Here is an 18038-nt window from a genome sequence, read left to right on the forward strand (position 1 = left end):
TCTCCAATCGCTACGCAGCGCGGCGACTCCGCCTGCTCTGGCGAGAACGGGTTGAGATGTCATGTTCCAAGATAGCTCCTATTCCGAACAGGATGGCGCTGAAAACAAAAAAGACTTCCAGCAAACTACCGCTTTGATAACTACCCTCAGCCTGAGTATCGCGCCATTTAAAGTACATATCTGCGACGTAAAGCGAAAAAGTTGCAGCCGCAATCATTCGCCAAGATTGCGAAAAACGTCCTCCCCAAAACGCCAGCAGCAGTGCAGTAGCGATAATCAGCAGGAAAACGTCCCCGACGATGTAAAACAAATTGATTGCATAGGCGTAAGGCGACAGTATTTTGTCAAGTGCTACAACCCATCCTGGAGCTTTAGTTGGTTCTACTGCTTCTTCCGGTGCCTCTACAGCAGCGGCCGCAGCCGCTCCTTTTGTCTTTGACTTGGACGAATCCAAAGCAGGGGCGGAGGCTGTTGGTTGGGTTTCTGGATCGGTTTCTGTCAATATTTCTAGACTCGGTGGCGGAGCCATTCCTAGCTGCGCTCTCCAAGAGTCTGGTGCCGCAACCCAGATAGCTACGGCAATTCCGAAGGCTGCAATTCCTGCTAACAAACCCCACTGCCAAATTTCTAAATTCAGCCGCTTTGATGTCACGGCGGCAACCATGCCCCCAATCAGTAGCACGTAACTGCCCAAATAAAAGGCATCGGCTGGGGAAACGTCCGGGTTTAACTCGAAATAGAGTTCCCAAATCCCGAACAGCACTCCGCCTATAAAATAGAAGAGCATCCCTAGACCAATGCCCAGCCAAACGTTGCGCCCGCTGACCATGTGCGGGCTTTGCCAGTTTCTAAAACAAACTAAAGCTGCTCCTAGGTATGCTCCGCATTCAAAAACATAGGTGCCGATCGAGTACCAAAGAGGTAAGCCCTCTTCTGGTGAGAGGGGGACGCTGAACAGCAAAAAGAACAGCAGTGCCATTACAGCCCAGATAATGCCCACAATTACTAGGGTCTGAGCTGACAGTAAAGATGCAGATGTAGATGACTTTTCTGAAGTGCTACTCATAGGGATTTCACGAAACCTAACTAGCGGTTGAACCCACCCCATCTCAATTTGTGATTGTAGATGAGGATTCTTTCGCCAAATAACCTTTGTCTGACGCTCCCGGAAAAACTGGCGTCCTCAGCGTGCCGTCGGGATTTTTGTCCTCGTACACTAAGAGAAAGACTAAGCAAGAATAATATCTATTTACTAATTCGAGGAATTAGTTGTTAGTCGATCTTTTGTCCGGAAATAATAATAAATGATAGAAGTAAGGTCTGTGTCTTCACCATTAAGGCTTTTACAGTACCAAATCCATCTCTGAAATCATACCCTCAAATGTTGCTGTCTCTGTTTTTTTTGTTTCGCACTACCCCAATCAGATCGATTATTGTGAGTGGGGACTGCGATCGAAATTTAGTTAAATTGCCAGACTGTAGGTGGCACCAAAACCGACTCAACAATTTGGTTGTTCGTACAAGTTGGCATTCCCACTTGTATATCCCGTACCCCCTACAGTGCAATTATCTCAGCTTAATTATCTGCTGCCAATTGTCTGAGCAATTGTCAAAGATTGTTTATGCTGCAATCCATAACTTGTTGAGGGCTGATTGTTTCAGCCAATCTAAAAATTGAGTGCGCTCCGGTGCTGGCATATCTTGCAGTACATCGCTCACTCCCTCAGCGAAGCCCGTATCGCCAAAATATGATTTGCCCAAACGGTGGAGTTCTTGCAATAAGGTTTTGAGATGTTGCTCTTGCCAAGGGGGCACCTTATGATTTTGCAAGGGACTAACGGTCAGCCAATTTTTGATCGCATCAGCCGAGTCGGCCTGGGGGAAGTTGCCCTGCTGAAATATCTTGGCGATATCTTTCTGAAACGATGCGGCTTGCCTTGCGCCTAAGAGGTCTTCTACATCGAAGTAAACAGCTTGGAGCAGCAGCAGGCAACCCTGCGCGAACAGCGGTGATGATGCAGATTCTGTACCTGCTTGTTCTTCACCCGCAAGCTGATCTAAACGGACTTTTCCCCAGACGCTATACCTATCCGGCTCTTCTAGCAGAACGCAGGCTTTGCCTCGATTGTCGGTTAAGTCCCGCCACAAGGCTCTGGCGTCTTCTGCTTGTTTGCCGTTGAAGGCGCTGATCAGGCGAAAAGTCTGCCCCTGATAATTGAGAATGGGAATTTGTTGATCCCGTTTTGGATGTTGATAATTGGTTATTTCAACGTCCTGCCGTTTCAGAATAAACATGACACTGCGATTTGACTCCTGTCATGGCCGAGGTGCTGTGCTTGTGACGTTCCCCTAGCCTTTAGGTTTGGGGATTCTTGATTTAATGAGTCCACTTACATTAGCAGGATTGCCCTCCTCAAGCGTTGCGATCCTTTTTTTGCTAACTAATGCTAACAAATTTCTCAGTTGAGATTGTTTCTCAACCCTGGCGTTTCAACTAATGCACTAAGGAAAAAATTCCCCGCGCACCAGGGAATGCTGTACTGGCAACGCTTGATTTTCGCGATCGTACCGATCGGGCGATCGACTATTTTGCTTTGATGTCGTAGAGGAACCTTATATATTGGCTCCGTACCATCAGGGATTTGCACCTGAGTCTTTCACTCCTAGTTCTACCACATTTTGATCAAATATCAAGTTGAGCCGAATGTTACCAAACATCGCTCATGAGCGACAAGTTAGTCACTGAGGATCGACTTGTGACTCAAATCCAGAGACTAGATCTGGTTTTTTGGTAATACGATCGCTCCTATCGTCTCGGTTTTTGACATTGAGGGCGATCGCCCTCGATGCCCTATTTTCGTAGTTCAAACCGATTTCTGGATAAATTATCAGATATTTACTTGCTCGATCGCACACTGCACCGATACAATAATGTTGTTAACGATTTTTGAGTTGGGTGCGTAACTCAGTTGGATAGAGTAGCTGCCTTCTAAGCAGCGAGCCGCAGGTTCAAGTCCTGCCGTACCCGTTAAAACAACACTATACACAGCAATACTTTCAGCCGTTTTTGATTTGAATGGCGAGACTGGTTCAAACCTTATTTGTCCTGCATTTGTTCCGAATTCGGTCATCCCGCACTAAGTCAAATCTGTAAAAAAGTCCCGCAGGCCCAACTGCTACCCATTTTCCCGCTTCCCGATCGACACTACTCATCTCCGCATCTGTTGGTCGCCGTCGGTGTATTATCATAAAAAGACCATCGTGTCAATAGCCTGTCGCTGGCAAAGTTAAAACAGCGACGGCTGTTGTGGGCCGAGTAGCCCTCAAGAGTTATCCTTAGTTCAGGCTAGTTTCCGACAGGTTTGGATAATGATCCCAGCAAATATATTGTATATTCCCCAAGATTTAATGCTATTGCCCTACGACACCGCGATCGATCGATTAAAGCCCCTATTAGCCCAAGCAACCGGAATGCCACTAATTGCATCGGACAATACGGCAACAATTGCACTCTTATTGCTTTCTGTGGGAATTCTGGGTTGGGGATTTTATCGCGCCAGAGATCAAGGCAAACTAGGAATTTTGGCTTGGTTGCAGTCAGTGGCGCTGATGACTCCTTGGCTGCTGTTCTTTGGTTTGTTCGCCGCCGGGATTTACCTCAATCTAGTGGCAGTATTGTTGCTGCTGGTGGCATCCACAGGATTATACATTTATCTGGGCCGGCAATTGCGTCAGGCTGCCTTGGATGCAGTGCTAAAGTCGCGCGATACTGCCCAAGAAAAGCCCCAAACCGATGGTTTCTCGCCCCCCGACTCGCAGCCGACATCAGCCAAAGAAACGATTAAAACCGTCACCTCGCCACCAGGAACCAATGAAGTAGAAATAATTCCCGTTCCTGTTGAAGACCTCAAGGCAATTCAAGGCATTTTTGGCATTGATACTTTTTTTGCCACAGAAACAATTCCCTATCAAGATGGGGTAATCTTGAAAGGCAATCTCCGGGGAGACCCCGAACAAGTACACTCGCGTTTGACCGCAAGTTTGCAAGCAAGATTAAACGATCGCTACCGCCTATTTTTAGTAGACAATCAGGACGAAAAGCCGGTAGTTATTATCTTGCCAAGCACAAATGACCCGCAGCCAACTACCGTATCTCAAAAAATCCTAGCAGTCGTGCTGCTGCTGGCAACAATTGCTACTAGCTTGGAAACTGGCGGTTTGCTGCTAGGTTTCGATTTCTTTGGTTCTCCGCATCGATATCTAGAAGTTCTGCCAGTGGCGGCGGGAATTTGGGCGGTTTTAGGATCGGGAGAAATTGCTCGCCGAGTGGTAGCAAATAAATACAATGTTGGCTTGAGTTGGCCGTTTTTTATACCAACTTTGCAGATTGGTTCTTTTGGGGCGATCGAACGTTTTGAGTCGCTACTTCCCAACCGTAAAGTTTTGTTTGATATCGCTTTTGCCGGATCGGCGGCTGGCGGAATAGTTTCTCTCCTAATGCTGATTACAGGTTTGCTGCTTTCTCACCCCGGCAGTTTGTTTCAAATTCCTGCAGAATATTTCAAGGGCTCGGTTTTGGTGGGGGCTTTGGCAAAAGTGGTGTTGGGTTCGGCTTTGCAGCAGCCGATTGTTGACGTTCACCCGCTGGTAGTTATCGGTTGGTTGGGCTTGGTAATCGTGGCGCTTAATTTGATGCCTGCAGGACAGTTGGATGGGGGTAGAATTATACAAGCAATCTACGGCCGCAAAATTGCCAGTCGCGCGACTTTGGCGACGTTTGTAGTGCTGGCGATCGCTTCTTTAGTTAATCCCTTGGCTCTATATTGGGCGATCGTGATTCTGATTTTACAGCGGAATCTGGAGCGGCCGAGCCTCAACGAACTGACTGAGCCTGATGACGCTCGTGCGGCTTTGGGTTTGCTAGCTTTGTTTTTGATGATTGCTGCGCTTTTACCCTTGACTCCGGCTTTGGCCGGCCGTTTGGGAATCGGGAACTAACAGCAGCCGCCGGTCTTTGGTAACAGACTCTGGCGTTGCAGTAAATTAGTCAAATCTAGGAATTGGGCGATCGAACTGGGGAACTGAAGGCGACGGTATTCCTAACTACTAATTTCCAATTAAGGGCGCGGCCACTAGCAATTTATCTTTTACCGAAAGTAGATTTTTGAACAACCCAAAATTTGTTTAAACTCGATCGAGTTTAAATAACTTATCTGAACATCTAGGATAAAGTCATGGCTAATCAACTTCCTCCTATATTGGTAACTTTTGATGCAGATGTTTTGATGGCTGGCAGAACCCAAGTGTGGCAAGAATATGCCAAGGTGGGAACTTGCTATATCCCGGAAGTAGTGTACGACGAAATAGATCGTCTTACCGGCGAAGCGGTGGAACCGGCTATCGAACAAATCGCTAAGGAATTTATGCGCTTTTTTGCCGAAAGCGGCTGGATTGCAACTGACGCTCAAGAGACGCACCGAGGTCTTGAACCTTCGATCAAAAATCAAAGCAAGCAAGCGATGCTCGTGGTGGCGACGGCTCAGTGCGTTTACGGTTTGGCTCAGGAACACCCGGAGGCTTTGTTGATTTTTGTGTCAAACAGCCAGCCTCTACTGAAGCGGCTGGCTTCTGTCGGGGCTGCGAATCTCTGCGGGATTACCGGGGCGATGCTGTTAAATTGGGCGAGGAAAGGGGAACGCCCGCCGGCGGTGACTCAGCAATTGCAAAGCTTGATGCGTACCCTCGCCGATCGCCAATCGACTCAGCGCTCTAACAGCAGAATTCAGGATGTTGCTGTCGGTAAAACCGGGACTTCTGCTAGCAAGTTCACGGGGATGCGCGGCACTTCTGAGTTGAATTCGCCGATCGCTTCTACTAAAACTAATCACACGGGTTTCACTGGAAACCGCAGTGCGACTCCGCGGGCCAAAAAGCCGCCGCGCATTCGCGAGGAGTCTAGAGATTACGAGCCGGCTGTATATCGGATGAAAAATATTACGCCACCGAAAAAAAGAAATAGCAGTTTTTTGTCTGGTGCGTTCAATTTTTTGGGAGCGTTATTTTTCTTGACGGTGGCGGTGGGTATTTTGTGGCGAGTATTTGATGTTAGGGGTTTTAGAAAAACTTTTGTGCCCGCTCTACCGCAGCCCGTGCAACAATTTGTTAAGTCTATAGACCCTAAGTAATCGACAGTGCAACTATTTTAACAATGTTGAACAGGAACGAAATAATTGGTCAATTTGCCTATATTGTTGCGAGTTGTGCCTATGCTTTAGTGTTTTTTGTGCTTCTTCCCTTCACACAGTATGATACGCCACCGGTTTGGATTGTGGCAATGGCGATCGTCCTGATTGTAGCAATGAATTGGCTGCTGTCTTCATCGTTGCTAGCTGGGTGGAGTTGGGTGGCTGCATTATTTGCTTGTCAGCTCGTACTGATATTTTTTGGTATCGTCTTTCTGGGAGATGGGCTGGTACTGCCAAGTTGTTTGTTTTTCGGAACTATGATACTAGGAGTTGCGAGCGTTTATACCAATTTCTTGCCACAAAAAACTCTGCTAATGGTGGGTTTGTTGACGGTATTTTTTATGGCTTCAATGTACTTATCTGTGATTGGTGGCTATGTGCTCAAAGGCAAAAATCCGTTTCATGGTTCTTCTACCCAGATGCAGCCGCTGTTGAATCAAAAAGTAGAAATTATCACCGACAATCCCAAACAATTGTATTTGAATGGCAGAACTGGGGAACTCACGCATATTAACCGTTATGAGGTGACAGTGAAGCTAGATGATGAGAAATCAATCTGGCCTTATGTTTATGTTTGGTGGCAGGATATCCAGGCTGCTAACGAACAGAAACCTTCAACAGTTGAGAGTTGAAGTAAATATGGGTTCTTAGTCTTTAACAACGCTGAAAAACTTGGTTTCACCCGCCCTAGTGTGTCATATCAATTCCGGTAACACTCATACATGATGTTAACTGTTAACTGTTAACTGTTAACTGTTAACAGTGAATTGACTATTCCGATTGTTGACAGACAATTTAAAGCCAAATTAGATCGCCAGCATTGTCCACTGCATTAACTGCTGCCACTCAGCAGATTGAGCTAATAAATCTGCATCGAATTCATTCCCCACATCCCGCGAAAATTCGGCAAAACAGTCCGCCCAATTAATTACTGTTTCCACAGGCAAATAAGGCGTATAATTCCAAGAACGCTGCAAAAACTCTACCATTTCAACAGAATGCCCGGTACGGTACAAATACCAAGCAATCCAAACTAAGGTACTGTACTTGATTTGCTTTTCCAACAAACGTATTTTATCGGGCAATTCGGGGCGGGCAAAAAAATTGTCCGTGACGGCGGCGAGGGATTTAGCCTGCGGTAAACCTTTGTACATGGCGCTTTGTTCGTGCTGGCGGTAGCAAACAGTTATTTGCTGCAGCCAATCTGCTTCGCATCCCATTAAGGCTAAACGCAGCACTAAATCTGTATCTTCTGCTGGGGGAAATCGAGGGTCAAATCCGCCGGCGCGCTCTAACCAATGGCGGCGAAATACCATCGCGCTAGGTAATACTGGTTTCCACCGCAGCCACATTTCTAAGTCTAATTTAGGGACGTTTTGCCAGGGTTTTACATCTTTTATGGGTTCGCCTGTACTGTTGACTTGACGCCAGCCGCTGTGGACTATTCCTAGATTTGGTTGCGCTGCAAATACAGCGATTTGTGCTGCTAATTTGTGGGGTAAAAAGTAGTCATCTGCATCGAGAAAGGCGATGAATTCTCCTCGGGCTAGCTCAATACCGCGATTTCGGGCGATGGAAACTCCTTGGTTTTGTTGGTGAATGTAACGAATTCGATCGCCATATTGCTCCAAAATTAATCTGGTGTCGTCTCGGGAACCGTCGTCTACTACAATAATTTCCCAGTCTGTATAGGTTTGGTGCAGCACGCTATCTACGGCTTGGCAGATGTAAGCTGCACAGTTGTAAGCCGGAATTACCACGCTTACCTGCGGGGTTCGATCGCTCATAGTTAAAATATTAAGTTTGATGGATTATAGCAATTCCAGCGAAAAATAAGGTATTGATTCCTCAATCCCTCAATCCGTCAATCTCTGATGATGTTAACCGCAGATTTCAAGGTTACAAACACTGATGGACGCAGATACATTCAATTTTGTTTGCGATTGAGTGCAACTCAAGTCTCATGACTGATGACTGTCACGGTTGAGAGCTTGCTTGCGGCCTAAATGCTTGTAGAGTGCGCCCGAGGCTGATCCGCGCGATCGGCATCGATACTTTTTAAGCAGAATTTTGGTTCAAGAATTTGCTAAGGTAAGTTGGTGCGAATTGAGTAAATCGTGGTGGCGCGTGGCTAAAGGGCTGCGATCGCCTTTTGCCTTCAAATACTTATCAGCTATTTGCAAAACCTGTTCTGGACTCGCCGGCTTGCTCAAAAAATCGGAAGCACCTGTTAATTTTGCTCGCGTGCGGTCAATTATACTGGCTTGACCTGTCAAAAACACGATCGGAGTTTCGCGAAAAGCCGGTGTTTTTCGCAAAAAATTGCACAAAGCAAAGCCGCTTGTATTCGGCATCACTAAGTCCATAAAAATTAAATCAGGCTTGTGTTTGGCAATAATGCCCACTCCCTGCATCGGGTCTTGAATTTTTAGGACTCGATACCCTGCCGGCAATAAAATTTGCTCTAAAAATTCGCAGACTGTGGGACTGTCATCGATACAAGCAATCAAAGGGCGACCGGGGCGGGCGATCGCTGCGGCAAGGCGCCACTGTTCGATCGGCGATGGCAAATCTGGTACTGTGCGGAAATTTACTAAACCTTGCTTGATGTAATTAACTAAAGCGCGAGTTGCCACTGTGACGCACTGTTTTTTCTTAAATGCAATATCCCAAAGAGTATTTTCGCCGTTAAAGACGTTAGCCAAAGCCATCAAAGAATTAGAACTAAATCGATTTTTCTGCAATTCGGCGGACGCTTTTAAAAGCGGTGCTTGTTCTGGATCTACCAGCCACAGACCCATTGCTTTCCACTGCTGCCAAATTTGTTCTGTAGAACACAAAATTTGCTCTACTTCCGTTACGGACAGCATCAAAGTAGAGATAACTTTAGAAAAATATTTTGAAGAGGGACGCCACTCCCGGCGCAAACCCGATTGACCGATCAGAGCAAAGAACACTTCGGAAATGCTGCTGCGGACGATCGCCTTAGCTTGTTCCAGACTCATTTCGCTGTCTGCTATCCCTCGTTGAAGCAGTTGATATTCCCAAAGTTCCCCAGCATCGAGGTCTCTAAGATCTACTTGAAAGTTGCGACAGTGTTGCCCGATCGCCCTGTACCAGCGCCTCGCCCTGTGCGATCCTCCTGTGGCATAAACCAAACAACCCTGAAAAAAGTAAAGTTGCCACTGTTGTTCCCCTTGTTCTAACAGGAGTTTCCCAGTTGCTTGTTTTTGGCCGAGCACGGCCATAGTATGGGACAACATTTTGTATCCGATTGCGGTAGCAGACATATCAACTCGCATCCCCTGTACTCTGTTTGTACCATTATATAGCTGCTGAGTTGTGAACAATAACAGTAATATTACTGAATTTTATTCATTTAAAAAAACTTGGTGCTGCGAATTTAACCGCATCATATCATGTCAGATCGATGACCATAACCAAAACGAATATGTGCCTAGAAGAGTACGCAACCGATCGAGCGTACTCTTGTCGGCACCGCTCCAATTTTGTTGTTATCAATACACCATACCCAGGATCGGGTCGGGGTATCAATCCCCTAGAATAATGCAACTCCTTTGCCCTGGTTGGAAACCCTTAATTCATCAGCCATTTTCAATTGTTCAATTTCAAACTTGGAGGGCGACTTGTCCGAGGAGCTTAGCCCAAGGAAGTCGAAGTATTTCAAATGGTATAATTCCCCTCGGGAGTGTTAGCCATGAGGGTGCAAAGCCTCTCGATCGCACTAATTAATAGCTAAAATTATGCTGATAACTAAAAATTAATTTTCCTCGTTATCCTTGGGAGGTACTGGATCGTAACCCCCAGGATGAAAAGGATGACAGCGCAAAATCCGCTTAACGGCCATTGAACTGCCGCGGAGTGTCCCAAATTTTTCTATGGCTTCGATCGCGTATTGCGAACAAGTGGGCTGAAACCTACAGGCGTTAGGCAAGTAAGGAGAAATCACCATTTTGTAGGATCGAATTAATCCGATCGGCAATGCTTTCACAATTTTCACCTCAGCGCTGGATTAAGTTAATCGCAAAATCTTGTCCCATACCGCTGAAAGCTAGGTTAATCCACAACATCCCCAGCGGTTCCAGCAATCGAGCTTGCTTGAGTTCCCCGACATCTACAACTTCAAATCCGATGTTTTGCGCGAGATTAGTGACAATTTTCTTGGCATCTATATTGTCTCCGCAAATAAAAGCGGTTGCTGTTTGCGAACAGAAGTGCAAATTTTTCAAACAGCTTGCGCCAATGTTGTTAAAAGCTTTCACAACTTGCGATCCGATCGCCCATTTGGCAATTTCTTCTGCCGCCGAAGTTGTGTGTCCGATTGTCAGTCCTGCAGCAAGTCCAGCGGGTGTCAGCTCGATCGGATTTGTAGCGTTAATAATAATTTTGCCAGTCACATCTCCCGCAGCGGCGATCGCCTCTTGCGTGCTATTCCAAGGCGTTGCTAAGATCAAAAATTGACCGTGACTGGCAGATTCTACAAGGCTAGCGGCTCGTGCATTTCCTCTTGTAGAAGCTACAGCAGACTGTACTTTTGCGCTCTGCGGATCTCTGACACCAAATACAATTGAGTGACCTTTTTGACTTAAAATTTGTCCCAGAGTTCCGCCAACATTTCCCGCGCCAATTATACCTATTTTCATTTTACCTCTTGGATAACTAAAGCACAATTTGAGGAGACAATATGGTACTTGTTTCTGAGGAAGCTACTTGACCGATACCTAAGAATTTACCATTTGTATCGTAAACTTGCAAGGGATAGGGAGGTTGGGGTATTAAGTTTGCGGGGGAATTGTTCTGTGTTTCCTGCGGTGTTATTGTTTCGGGAATGGGGAGGCGCTGTCCTTGAAACCAGCGTTTGGTATATTCAGGAGAAAGGACGATCGCGCCTAGGTGTCCCAAAACCACCGAGGGCAAAATCGGGCTGAATGTATTCTCCTGTATTTGCTGTTCCAATTGTGCAAAAGTGAGACTTTGGTCGATCGAGAAACCGCTGCTTTCGGTACGAGTCAAACAAGCCAAAGTACCGCCTGCATTCAACAGTGCACCCAAGTCCCGCGCGATCGCCCGAATGTAAGTACCGGGCCCGCAGGCGATCGACAAATCCAACTCAGGAAAATCCCCCGGCCGCCAATCCAAGATTTCCAGCCGAAAAACCTCAACATTTCTAGCAGTAACTTCCAGAGTTTCACCTTTTCTAGCTAACTCATAAAGACGTTTTCCTCCCACCTGAACCGCACTAAAATTCGGCGGAAACTGCTCAATTTTTCCCAGAAAATTCGGCAGTGCAGCTTGGACTTTTTCTAAACTCAAATCCGGCACAGGTTGAGAATGGATAATTTCTCCTTCTAAATCGTCCGTAGCGGTAGTTAAACCAAAGCGAATCGTACCTCGGTAAGCTTTATGGTGTTGGAGAAATTGCAGCAGTCTGGTTGCTTTACCCAGGGCGATCGGCAAAACGCCAGTCACTGCAGGATCGAGGGTTCCTCCGTGTCCGACTCGCTTGAGTTGCAATATTCGGCGCACTCGCCCCACGCAGTCGTGAGATGTCATGCCCGCAGGTTTGTTAAGATTGAGAAAACCGTCTATAGTCATTTGTCAGTTGGCAGTTGTTAGTTGGCAGTTGTTAGTTGTTAGTTGGCAGTTGGCAGTTGTCAGTTGTTAGTTGGCAGTTGTTAGTTGGTAGTTGGCAGTTGTTAGTTGGCAGTTGTCAGTTGTTAGTTATTTTAGCCTGAGCGAAGTCGAATGATCGTTATCAATTATTAGCATTTTATGCGGTCAGTTTTAGCTAATAATACATGATAAAGATGACCCAAAAAAGCAAGAACTGTCCTTATTTATTAGTCAGGAATCAATATATATTAGCATTTTTTAGGGGTGATATTAGCTAATGATATATGATACAAATAACTAGAAAAAAAGGCGAAACCTGCCCTCTAATTCATCATTCACTATTCACCATTCATCAGTCATCGGTGAGAAGGAAGTTCGGCAACGAATTTTTTGACAAGTTTCAGGAATAGATGGAAGAAGGTAGAAGGAAGTTGAAAAGTTTTGAGATGTCTTGGTTACTGACAACGCCCAAGCCTTACCTGAGTTGAAAAATTCAACATTAAAAACTTCAGATTCAAAAGTACCCGCAAGCTCAATTCCCAATTACCAATTCCCGATTATCGATTCCCAATTAAAAAATAAAGTCCGCCCTAGGGATAGAAGTAACTCCCAATACAGTAGCCAGAATTTCCTTGCTGCTTGTAATTTGAATAATTGTACTCGTCGAAGTTCCAGATCCAGCGAAAATATTGAGTTCGCCAAAGGTGAGGCCGGCACTCAAGCGAATTTTATCAGTACCAACAGTAAAATCGGTAATCACATCGCCATCTGCAAAACGCCCGATCGCAAAAGTATCATTTCCAGCGCCACCAGTTAAAGTATCTCTGCCGCGATCGCCCGACAAACAATCATCGCCAATACCGCCAAACAGCGAGTCGTCACCAGTACCCCCAAACAGGGTATCATCGCCCGCGCCGCCCAACAAAGTATCGCTGTCTTGGTTGCCAAATAGCAAATCATTGCCCTCGTCGCCGCTTGCCGAGTCAGCACCTTTGCCGCCGTAGACAGTATCGTCGCCCGCGTTGCCGAAAACGCTGTCGCGGGCTGAACCGCCAAACAGCAAATCATTGCCCGCGTCGCCTGTAATTGAGTCGTCGCCGTCGCCGCCGTAGAGGGAATCGTTTCCCCCCAAGCCAAAAATGCTGTCAGCCCCGCCTAAACCGAATATCAAGTCTGCGCCCCCAGTACCGCTGAGGGAGTCGGGGCCGCTGGTGCCATTCTTGGCCTTCACTGACCCTCCGGGGCTGGTACCACCGCTGGAGGGGGTTGGAGTTGTGATGATGATAATGTTAGGTACTGCTGATGGCATGATTTGGCACAATGGTAGAAATTTGCCATTCTAACTTAGCTTAAAAGCCGGAGTTTTGGACTTTATCTGAGGTAAGTTGAAAAATTGTCGGACTACTTTGTCTCAAACACAGCGCAATCATTCTAAACTCAAGCTGGAACCAGCAATAAGTCAAATTGCCGGCAGGATGCCCAACTAAACAAAGCTGAGAATATCAACTCTCTGCGAGGATAGGAATCTGCTGGAAGTGCGGCTTGTTTCGGAGTTTTCAAACAGCTTATTCGGGCCGAAGGATTTGTTTTTCAACGGAGACATCGATTCGCCATCCTGTGAGTTCTTTGATTAATTTTGGTTATAGTCTGCTGCGTCGCGATGTCCAAAGTGCGATCGATATATAGCATTTCGAGTTCTCATATCCGGTGCCGCTGGCCAAACAGGGCTTATGCCAAACCGGGCTTATGGCATACCTCACTACGCGATCGAACTGCTATATATAGCGGTTTTTAGTAACATGAGGCACGCTCTAAGAGCGGTAATAGCTAATAGGTAATGGCCGGATTGGTAATTTGAGTTCTGGTTAGCTACCAGCTATGATTTCTGACTCATTACCGCTTACCTTTTTCCCGATTGCCGATTGCGGGAGTCTACCTTACCTAACGGAGAAATGCTATAGTTGGTTTTGACTCTTATTTAGGCTACCTGCACGTTCAGCGCTGCGATCGGGCTTGGCTAAATTCATCAAGCCCCCAGAGGACAGTATCCTATTTTTTCCGTTGTGCGCTTGCTGTCAGGGTAAAATTGAGCGCCTTGGTGGGGTAGTTCCGATCGATCGAACTATTTTCTTTGCGTAAAAATTCGCCAACCTGTAGGTGTAAAATTTGGGGGGTCAAATTTTTAGGCTCTAATCTATATAGAGTAAGGGTTTGATGCTCCTTCTCCGAAAATGAGGTTGGCGAAATCGCTAGAACTGTTGCTGGATAAGGATTTTAAGTTAAGGTGCTATCTATGGTATTGACAGAGCGAAAGCTGAAATGGTATTGTCTGAGGAGGTTGGCGAAACTGAACCTTGAAAACCAAATAGAGCAATGGTTTCACACACCGGCGGCCGCAATAAACCACACTCCCTACTAGGGATTGAAACCAGGTGATAACTGCTCAGTTTTTCAGCAAGCTGCAAGGCCGCAATAAACCACACTCCCTTCTAGGGATTGAAACCTTGCCTCTCCCCCTTCCAATACCCGAAAGAATTATGCCGCAATAAACCACACTCCCTTCTAGGGATTGAAACTAATTTTAAAGGCTGACAAGGTTGAACTTTCAGGCCGCAATAAACCACACTCCCTTCTAGGGATTGAAACTATTCCTCCTGAGCTACTATACCTTTCCCAATCATTTGGCCGCAATAAACCACACTCCCTTCTAGGGATTGAAACTACACTTAAGTTATTGTTGAGCTATGATCTAAGCCGCCGCAATAAACCACACTCCCTTCTAGGGATTGAAACATATAACTCTAGATTCATTATTTTTATCAACAACGCCGCAATAAACCACACTCCCTTCTAGGGATTGAAACATCGGTATACCCTCTTCCGGTGTCGCTATCACGCCGCAATAAACCACACTCCCTTCTAGGGATTGAAACATGCCGACATCACTGACGACGATTATCGACGAGACAAGCCGCAATAAACCACACTCCCTTCTAGGGATTGAAACTAACTGGTTGATCGAGTTAATTTGGGTCGATCGCCTGCCGCAATAAACCACACTCCCTTCTAGGGATTGAAACCCGCAAGAATTTACTCCTTCTCAATCTTGCAATTTGAGCCGCAATAAACCACACTCCCTTCTAGGGATTGAAACAAGTGCGAGCTCGGCGAAAAACCAGTAATCTTCAGGCCGCAATAAACCACACTCCCTTCTAGGGATTGAAACTGGTAAGCGTACTCTAGCTCGATTAAAATATACAGCCGCAATAAACCACACTCCCTTCTAGGGATTGAAACAACTCCTGTACTTTTTTATCAGTCTGTTTCTCGCGCCGCAATAAACCACACTCCCTTCTAGGGATTGAAACCGTAATCAACACCCAAGGCAGACTGCCATTGTTCGAGCCGCAATAAACCACACTCCCTTCTAGGGATTGAAACAAAAATTTTAACCCCTGGAGCTGTATTTTATTAGCCGCAATAAACCACACTCCCTTCTAGGGATTGAAACCTTCTAGATGGGCTGCTCGCAGCTTTAAAAGCATTAGAGCCGCAATAAACCACACTCCCTTCTAGGGATTGAAACTTGGGATTAATATCCGAATCAAAGGCAATAATAAAGCCGAGCCGCAATAAACCACACTCCCTTCTAGGGATTGAAACACTCAAGCAGCAAGCCTCAGAGATGGGGCTTTCTAGCCGCAATAAACCACACTCCCTTCTAGGGATTGAAACGCGGGCAATCGTTTCTGGAATGTCCGCATCAGTGCCGCAATAAACCACACTCCCTTCTAGGGATTGAAACTGAGAGCACAATTGTTTAATGGGTAAACTAACAGCCGCAATAAACCACACTCCCTTCTAGGGATTGAAACCTCCTTTAACCAAAGACAGACACCTTTCCTCAGAAAGCCGCAATAAACCACACTCCCTTCTAGGGATTGAAACTTCTAAATCGGCTTCTAGCCACAGTTTGCAATTGCCGCAATAAACCACACTCCCTTCTAGGGATTGAAACAGACAACAACTAGACAACCGTTAGACCATGAAACAGCCCGAGCCGCAATAAACCACACTCCCTTCTAGGGATTGAAACGCATCTCTGGTATCCACTCTTTCGGCTGGTTCGGCCGCAATAAACCACACTCCCTTCTAGGGATTGAAACCGATATAGTGGCAGTGAAGTACCTGTTGCTGCTGGCCGCAATAAACCACACTCCCTTCTAGGGATTGAAACCGACCTAAATACGGGGGTAATCGGTGGCCGCTGTATTGGCCGCAATAAACCACACTCCCTTCTAGGGATTGAAACAAATCGAAGAAGCCGACGCGACCGTTCACAAAGGCCGCAATAAACCACACTCCCTTCTAGGGATTGAAACTGAGCATTGAGGAGGAAGAAGCCCAGCTTTTGAGCCGCAATAAACCACACTCCCTTCTAGGGATTGAAACATAATATGGGCCCTGCAATAATGTCTTGAGTGTTGGGCCGCAATAAACCACACTCCCTTCTAGGGATTGAAACCTAAAATAATGTAGACATTACTGCTTACTTCTGCCGCAATAAACCACACTCCCTTCTAGGGATTGAAACATATCCAGCTAGCGAGTCGCCACCCGCAAATGATGCCGCAATAAACCACACTCCCTTCTAGGGATTGAAACTAAGCAGGCATATTTGGGAGACTGAAGTGAACCCAAGCCGCAATAAACCACACTCCCTTCTAGGGATTGAAACGCGGGTGTCAGCTTCCCCAGCCTTATTAGGGCGCCGCAATAAACCACACTCCCTTCTAGGGATTGAAACAGAAAGTTGGATTAAGAATCTTAACCCGTAAAAACGCCGCAATAAACCACACTCCCTTCTAGGGATTGAAACCATACTCCCGGTGAGCAGAAACTCCACATAGAAGATTGGGAAGCCGCAATAAACCACACTCCCTTCTAGGGATTGAAACACCACCATGCACTGGACTACTAATCCCCCCGCTTAGCCGCAATAAACCACACTCCCTTCTAGGGATTGAAACAAATTAGACGGCACACTATCAGACCCGTTAGACGGGCCGCAATAAACCACACTCCCTTCTAGGGATTGAAACACGAATGCTCTATCAAAGGACACGGCGACAGTGTACTGTTTGAGCCGCAATAAACCACACTCCCTTCTAGGGATTGAAACTAAATATTATTCGCTTACCCGAAAGGCAAGATCCCGCCGCAATAAACCACACTCCCTTCTAGGGATTGAAACATGGTGTTGGAGTTGGTTGTTGAACCGATCGAGCCGCAATAAACCACACTCCCTTCTAGGGATTGAAACTGAAATCTTTGTTAGAATTTACGACAAAAATATTGCCGCAATAAACCACACTCCCTTCTAGGGATTGAAACTTAACTATGGATTGCGATCGCGAACAGCAGCTTTTGGATGGCCGCAATAAACCACACTCCCTTCTAGGGATTGAAACCTGTTATAGGGGCCGGTGCATCCGATTTCTGGACAGCCGCAATAAACCACACTCCCTTCTAGGGATTGAAACAAAAGAGGAATAGTATCAGTGGCTTGAGTAACCACCGGCCGCAATAAACCACACTCCCTTCTAGGGATTGAAACGATGAAGCTCACGAGTATTTGTATAAATTTTATTTGGGCCGCAATAAACCACACTCCCTTCTAGGGATTGAAACAACTAATCTTTTGGGAATCTATCAAAATCTGGGTGCCGCAATAAACCACACTCCCTTCTAGGGATTGAAACTCAGAAAAATTTGCCATGATGATAATTCAGCCGCAATAAACCACACTCCCTTCTAGGGATTGAAACGAGCCTCCATTGCCTGCTCCTGCCTTCCTCCCTCCTGCCGCAATAAACCACACTCCCTTCTAGGGATTGAAACCAAAAATGGGGTACTGGGAGTGGTGAGTGCGATCAGCCGCAATAAACCACACTCCCTTCTAGGGATTGAAACATATCCCGTAAGATTTTGGGAATTCTGGAAAAAGCGCCGCAATAAACCACACTCCCTTCTAGGGATTGAAACAATTAGATATGCAATTCTAAATTGATAAGGAGTATCGGGGAGCCGCAATAAACCACACTCCCTTCTAGGGATTGAAACTCTAGTCCATCCTGTTGCCAAGGTTTACAAAATCTT

Annotated in this window: 13 protein-coding genes, 1 tRNA gene and 1 CRISPR repeat array (1 of these 15 only partly in view); of the genes, 4 read left to right on the forward strand and 10 right to left on the reverse strand. The window is 46.2% G+C overall.

Annotation, left to right across the window (positions count from 1 at the left end):
- Window positions 1–10 precede the first annotated feature (10 nt).
- The 4 genes from QUB13_RS14115 to QUB13_RS14130 all read right to left on the reverse strand — a co-directional run bounded on the left by QUB13_RS14115 (window position 11) and on the right by QUB13_RS14130 (window position 2868).
- Window positions 11–1066, reverse strand: coding sequence for a hypothetical protein (locus QUB13_RS14115; protein ID WP_333381782.1), 1056 nt, complete (start codon window positions 1064–1066; stop codon window positions 11–13).
- Window positions 1067–1620: 554 nt separating this feature from the next.
- Window positions 1621–2295: an Npun_F0813 family protein gene (locus QUB13_RS14120; protein ID WP_333088376.1), complete on the reverse strand. Its 675-nt coding sequence runs from the start codon at window positions 2293–2295 to the stop codon at window positions 1621–1623.
- 164 nt (window positions 2296–2459) lie between these two features.
- Window positions 2460–2648, reverse strand: coding sequence for a hypothetical protein (locus QUB13_RS14125; protein WP_194009504.1), 189 nt, complete (start codon window positions 2646–2648; stop codon window positions 2460–2462).
- 91 nt (window positions 2649–2739) lie between these two features.
- Complete coding sequence (locus tag QUB13_RS14130; protein ID WP_333381787.1) at window positions 2740–2868, reverse strand: hypothetical protein; 129 nt, start codon at window positions 2866–2868, stop codon at window positions 2740–2742.
- Between the two features lie 86 nt (window positions 2869–2954).
- On the opposite strand from QUB13_RS14130, the gene QUB13_RS14135 reads away from it, so the two are divergent.
- The 4 genes from QUB13_RS14135 to QUB13_RS14150 all read left to right on the forward strand — a co-directional run bounded on the left by QUB13_RS14135 (window position 2955) and on the right by QUB13_RS14150 (window position 6877).
- A tRNA-Arg gene (locus QUB13_RS14135) sits at window positions 2955–3028 on the forward strand.
- A gap of 443 nt (window positions 3029–3471) precedes the next feature.
- Entirely contained in the window at window positions 3472–4998 is a 1527-nt protein-coding gene (locus QUB13_RS14140) for a site-2 protease family protein (RefSeq protein ID WP_333381825.1), read from the forward strand.
- A gap of 236 nt (window positions 4999–5234) precedes the next feature.
- Window positions 5235–6185 (forward strand): PIN domain-containing protein, encoded by a 951-nt coding sequence (locus QUB13_RS14145; RefSeq protein ID WP_333381790.1) that lies wholly within the window; start codon window positions 5235–5237, stop codon window positions 6183–6185.
- Between the two features lie 23 nt (window positions 6186–6208).
- Entirely contained in the window at window positions 6209–6877 is a 669-nt protein-coding gene (locus QUB13_RS14150; RefSeq protein ID WP_333381793.1) for a hypothetical protein, read from the forward strand.
- Between the two features lie 174 nt (window positions 6878–7051).
- Here QUB13_RS14150 and QUB13_RS14155 read toward each other — a convergent pair whose 3' ends face one another.
- From QUB13_RS14155 to QUB13_RS14180, 6 genes are all read right to left on the reverse strand, one after another.
- Window positions 7052–8032, reverse strand: coding sequence for a glycosyltransferase family 2 protein (locus tag QUB13_RS14155; RefSeq protein ID WP_333381795.1), 981 nt, complete (start codon window positions 8030–8032; stop codon window positions 7052–7054).
- 288 nt (window positions 8033–8320) lie between these two features.
- Complete coding sequence (locus QUB13_RS14160) at window positions 8321–9535, reverse strand: response regulator (protein WP_228050060.1); 1215 nt, start codon at window positions 9533–9535, stop codon at window positions 8321–8323.
- Between the two features lie 491 nt (window positions 9536–10026).
- Window positions 10027–10257 (reverse strand): membrane protein insertion efficiency factor YidD, encoded by a 231-nt coding sequence (gene yidD / locus QUB13_RS14165; RefSeq protein ID WP_333381797.1) that lies wholly within the window; start codon window positions 10255–10257, stop codon window positions 10027–10029.
- 10 nt (window positions 10258–10267) lie between these two features.
- Window positions 10268–10909: an NADPH-dependent F420 reductase gene (locus QUB13_RS14170; protein ID WP_333381799.1), complete on the reverse strand. Its 642-nt coding sequence runs from the start codon at window positions 10907–10909 to the stop codon at window positions 10268–10270.
- A 16-nt stretch (window positions 10910–10925) separates the two neighbouring features.
- Window positions 10926–11861 (reverse strand): tRNA pseudouridine(55) synthase TruB, encoded by a 936-nt coding sequence (gene truB / locus QUB13_RS14175; RefSeq protein WP_333381801.1) that lies wholly within the window; start codon window positions 11859–11861, stop codon window positions 10926–10928.
- Window positions 11862–12450: 589 nt separating this feature from the next.
- A complete protein-coding gene (locus QUB13_RS14180) occupies window positions 12451–13188 on the reverse strand; it encodes a calcium-binding protein (protein ID WP_333088392.1) in 738 nt (245 codons plus the stop codon).
- Between the two features lie 1083 nt (window positions 13189–14271).
- A CRISPR array of direct repeats spans window positions 14272–18038; the repeat unit is 37 nt; unit sequence GCCGCAATAAACCACACTCCCTTCTAGGGATTGAAAC (it continues 2711 nt past the right edge of the window).

The sequence above is a fragment of the Microcoleus sp. B4-D4 genome (genome assembly GCF_036705185.1).
Classification (GTDB): Bacteria; Cyanobacteriota; Cyanobacteriia; order Cyanobacteriales; family Microcoleaceae; genus Microcoleus.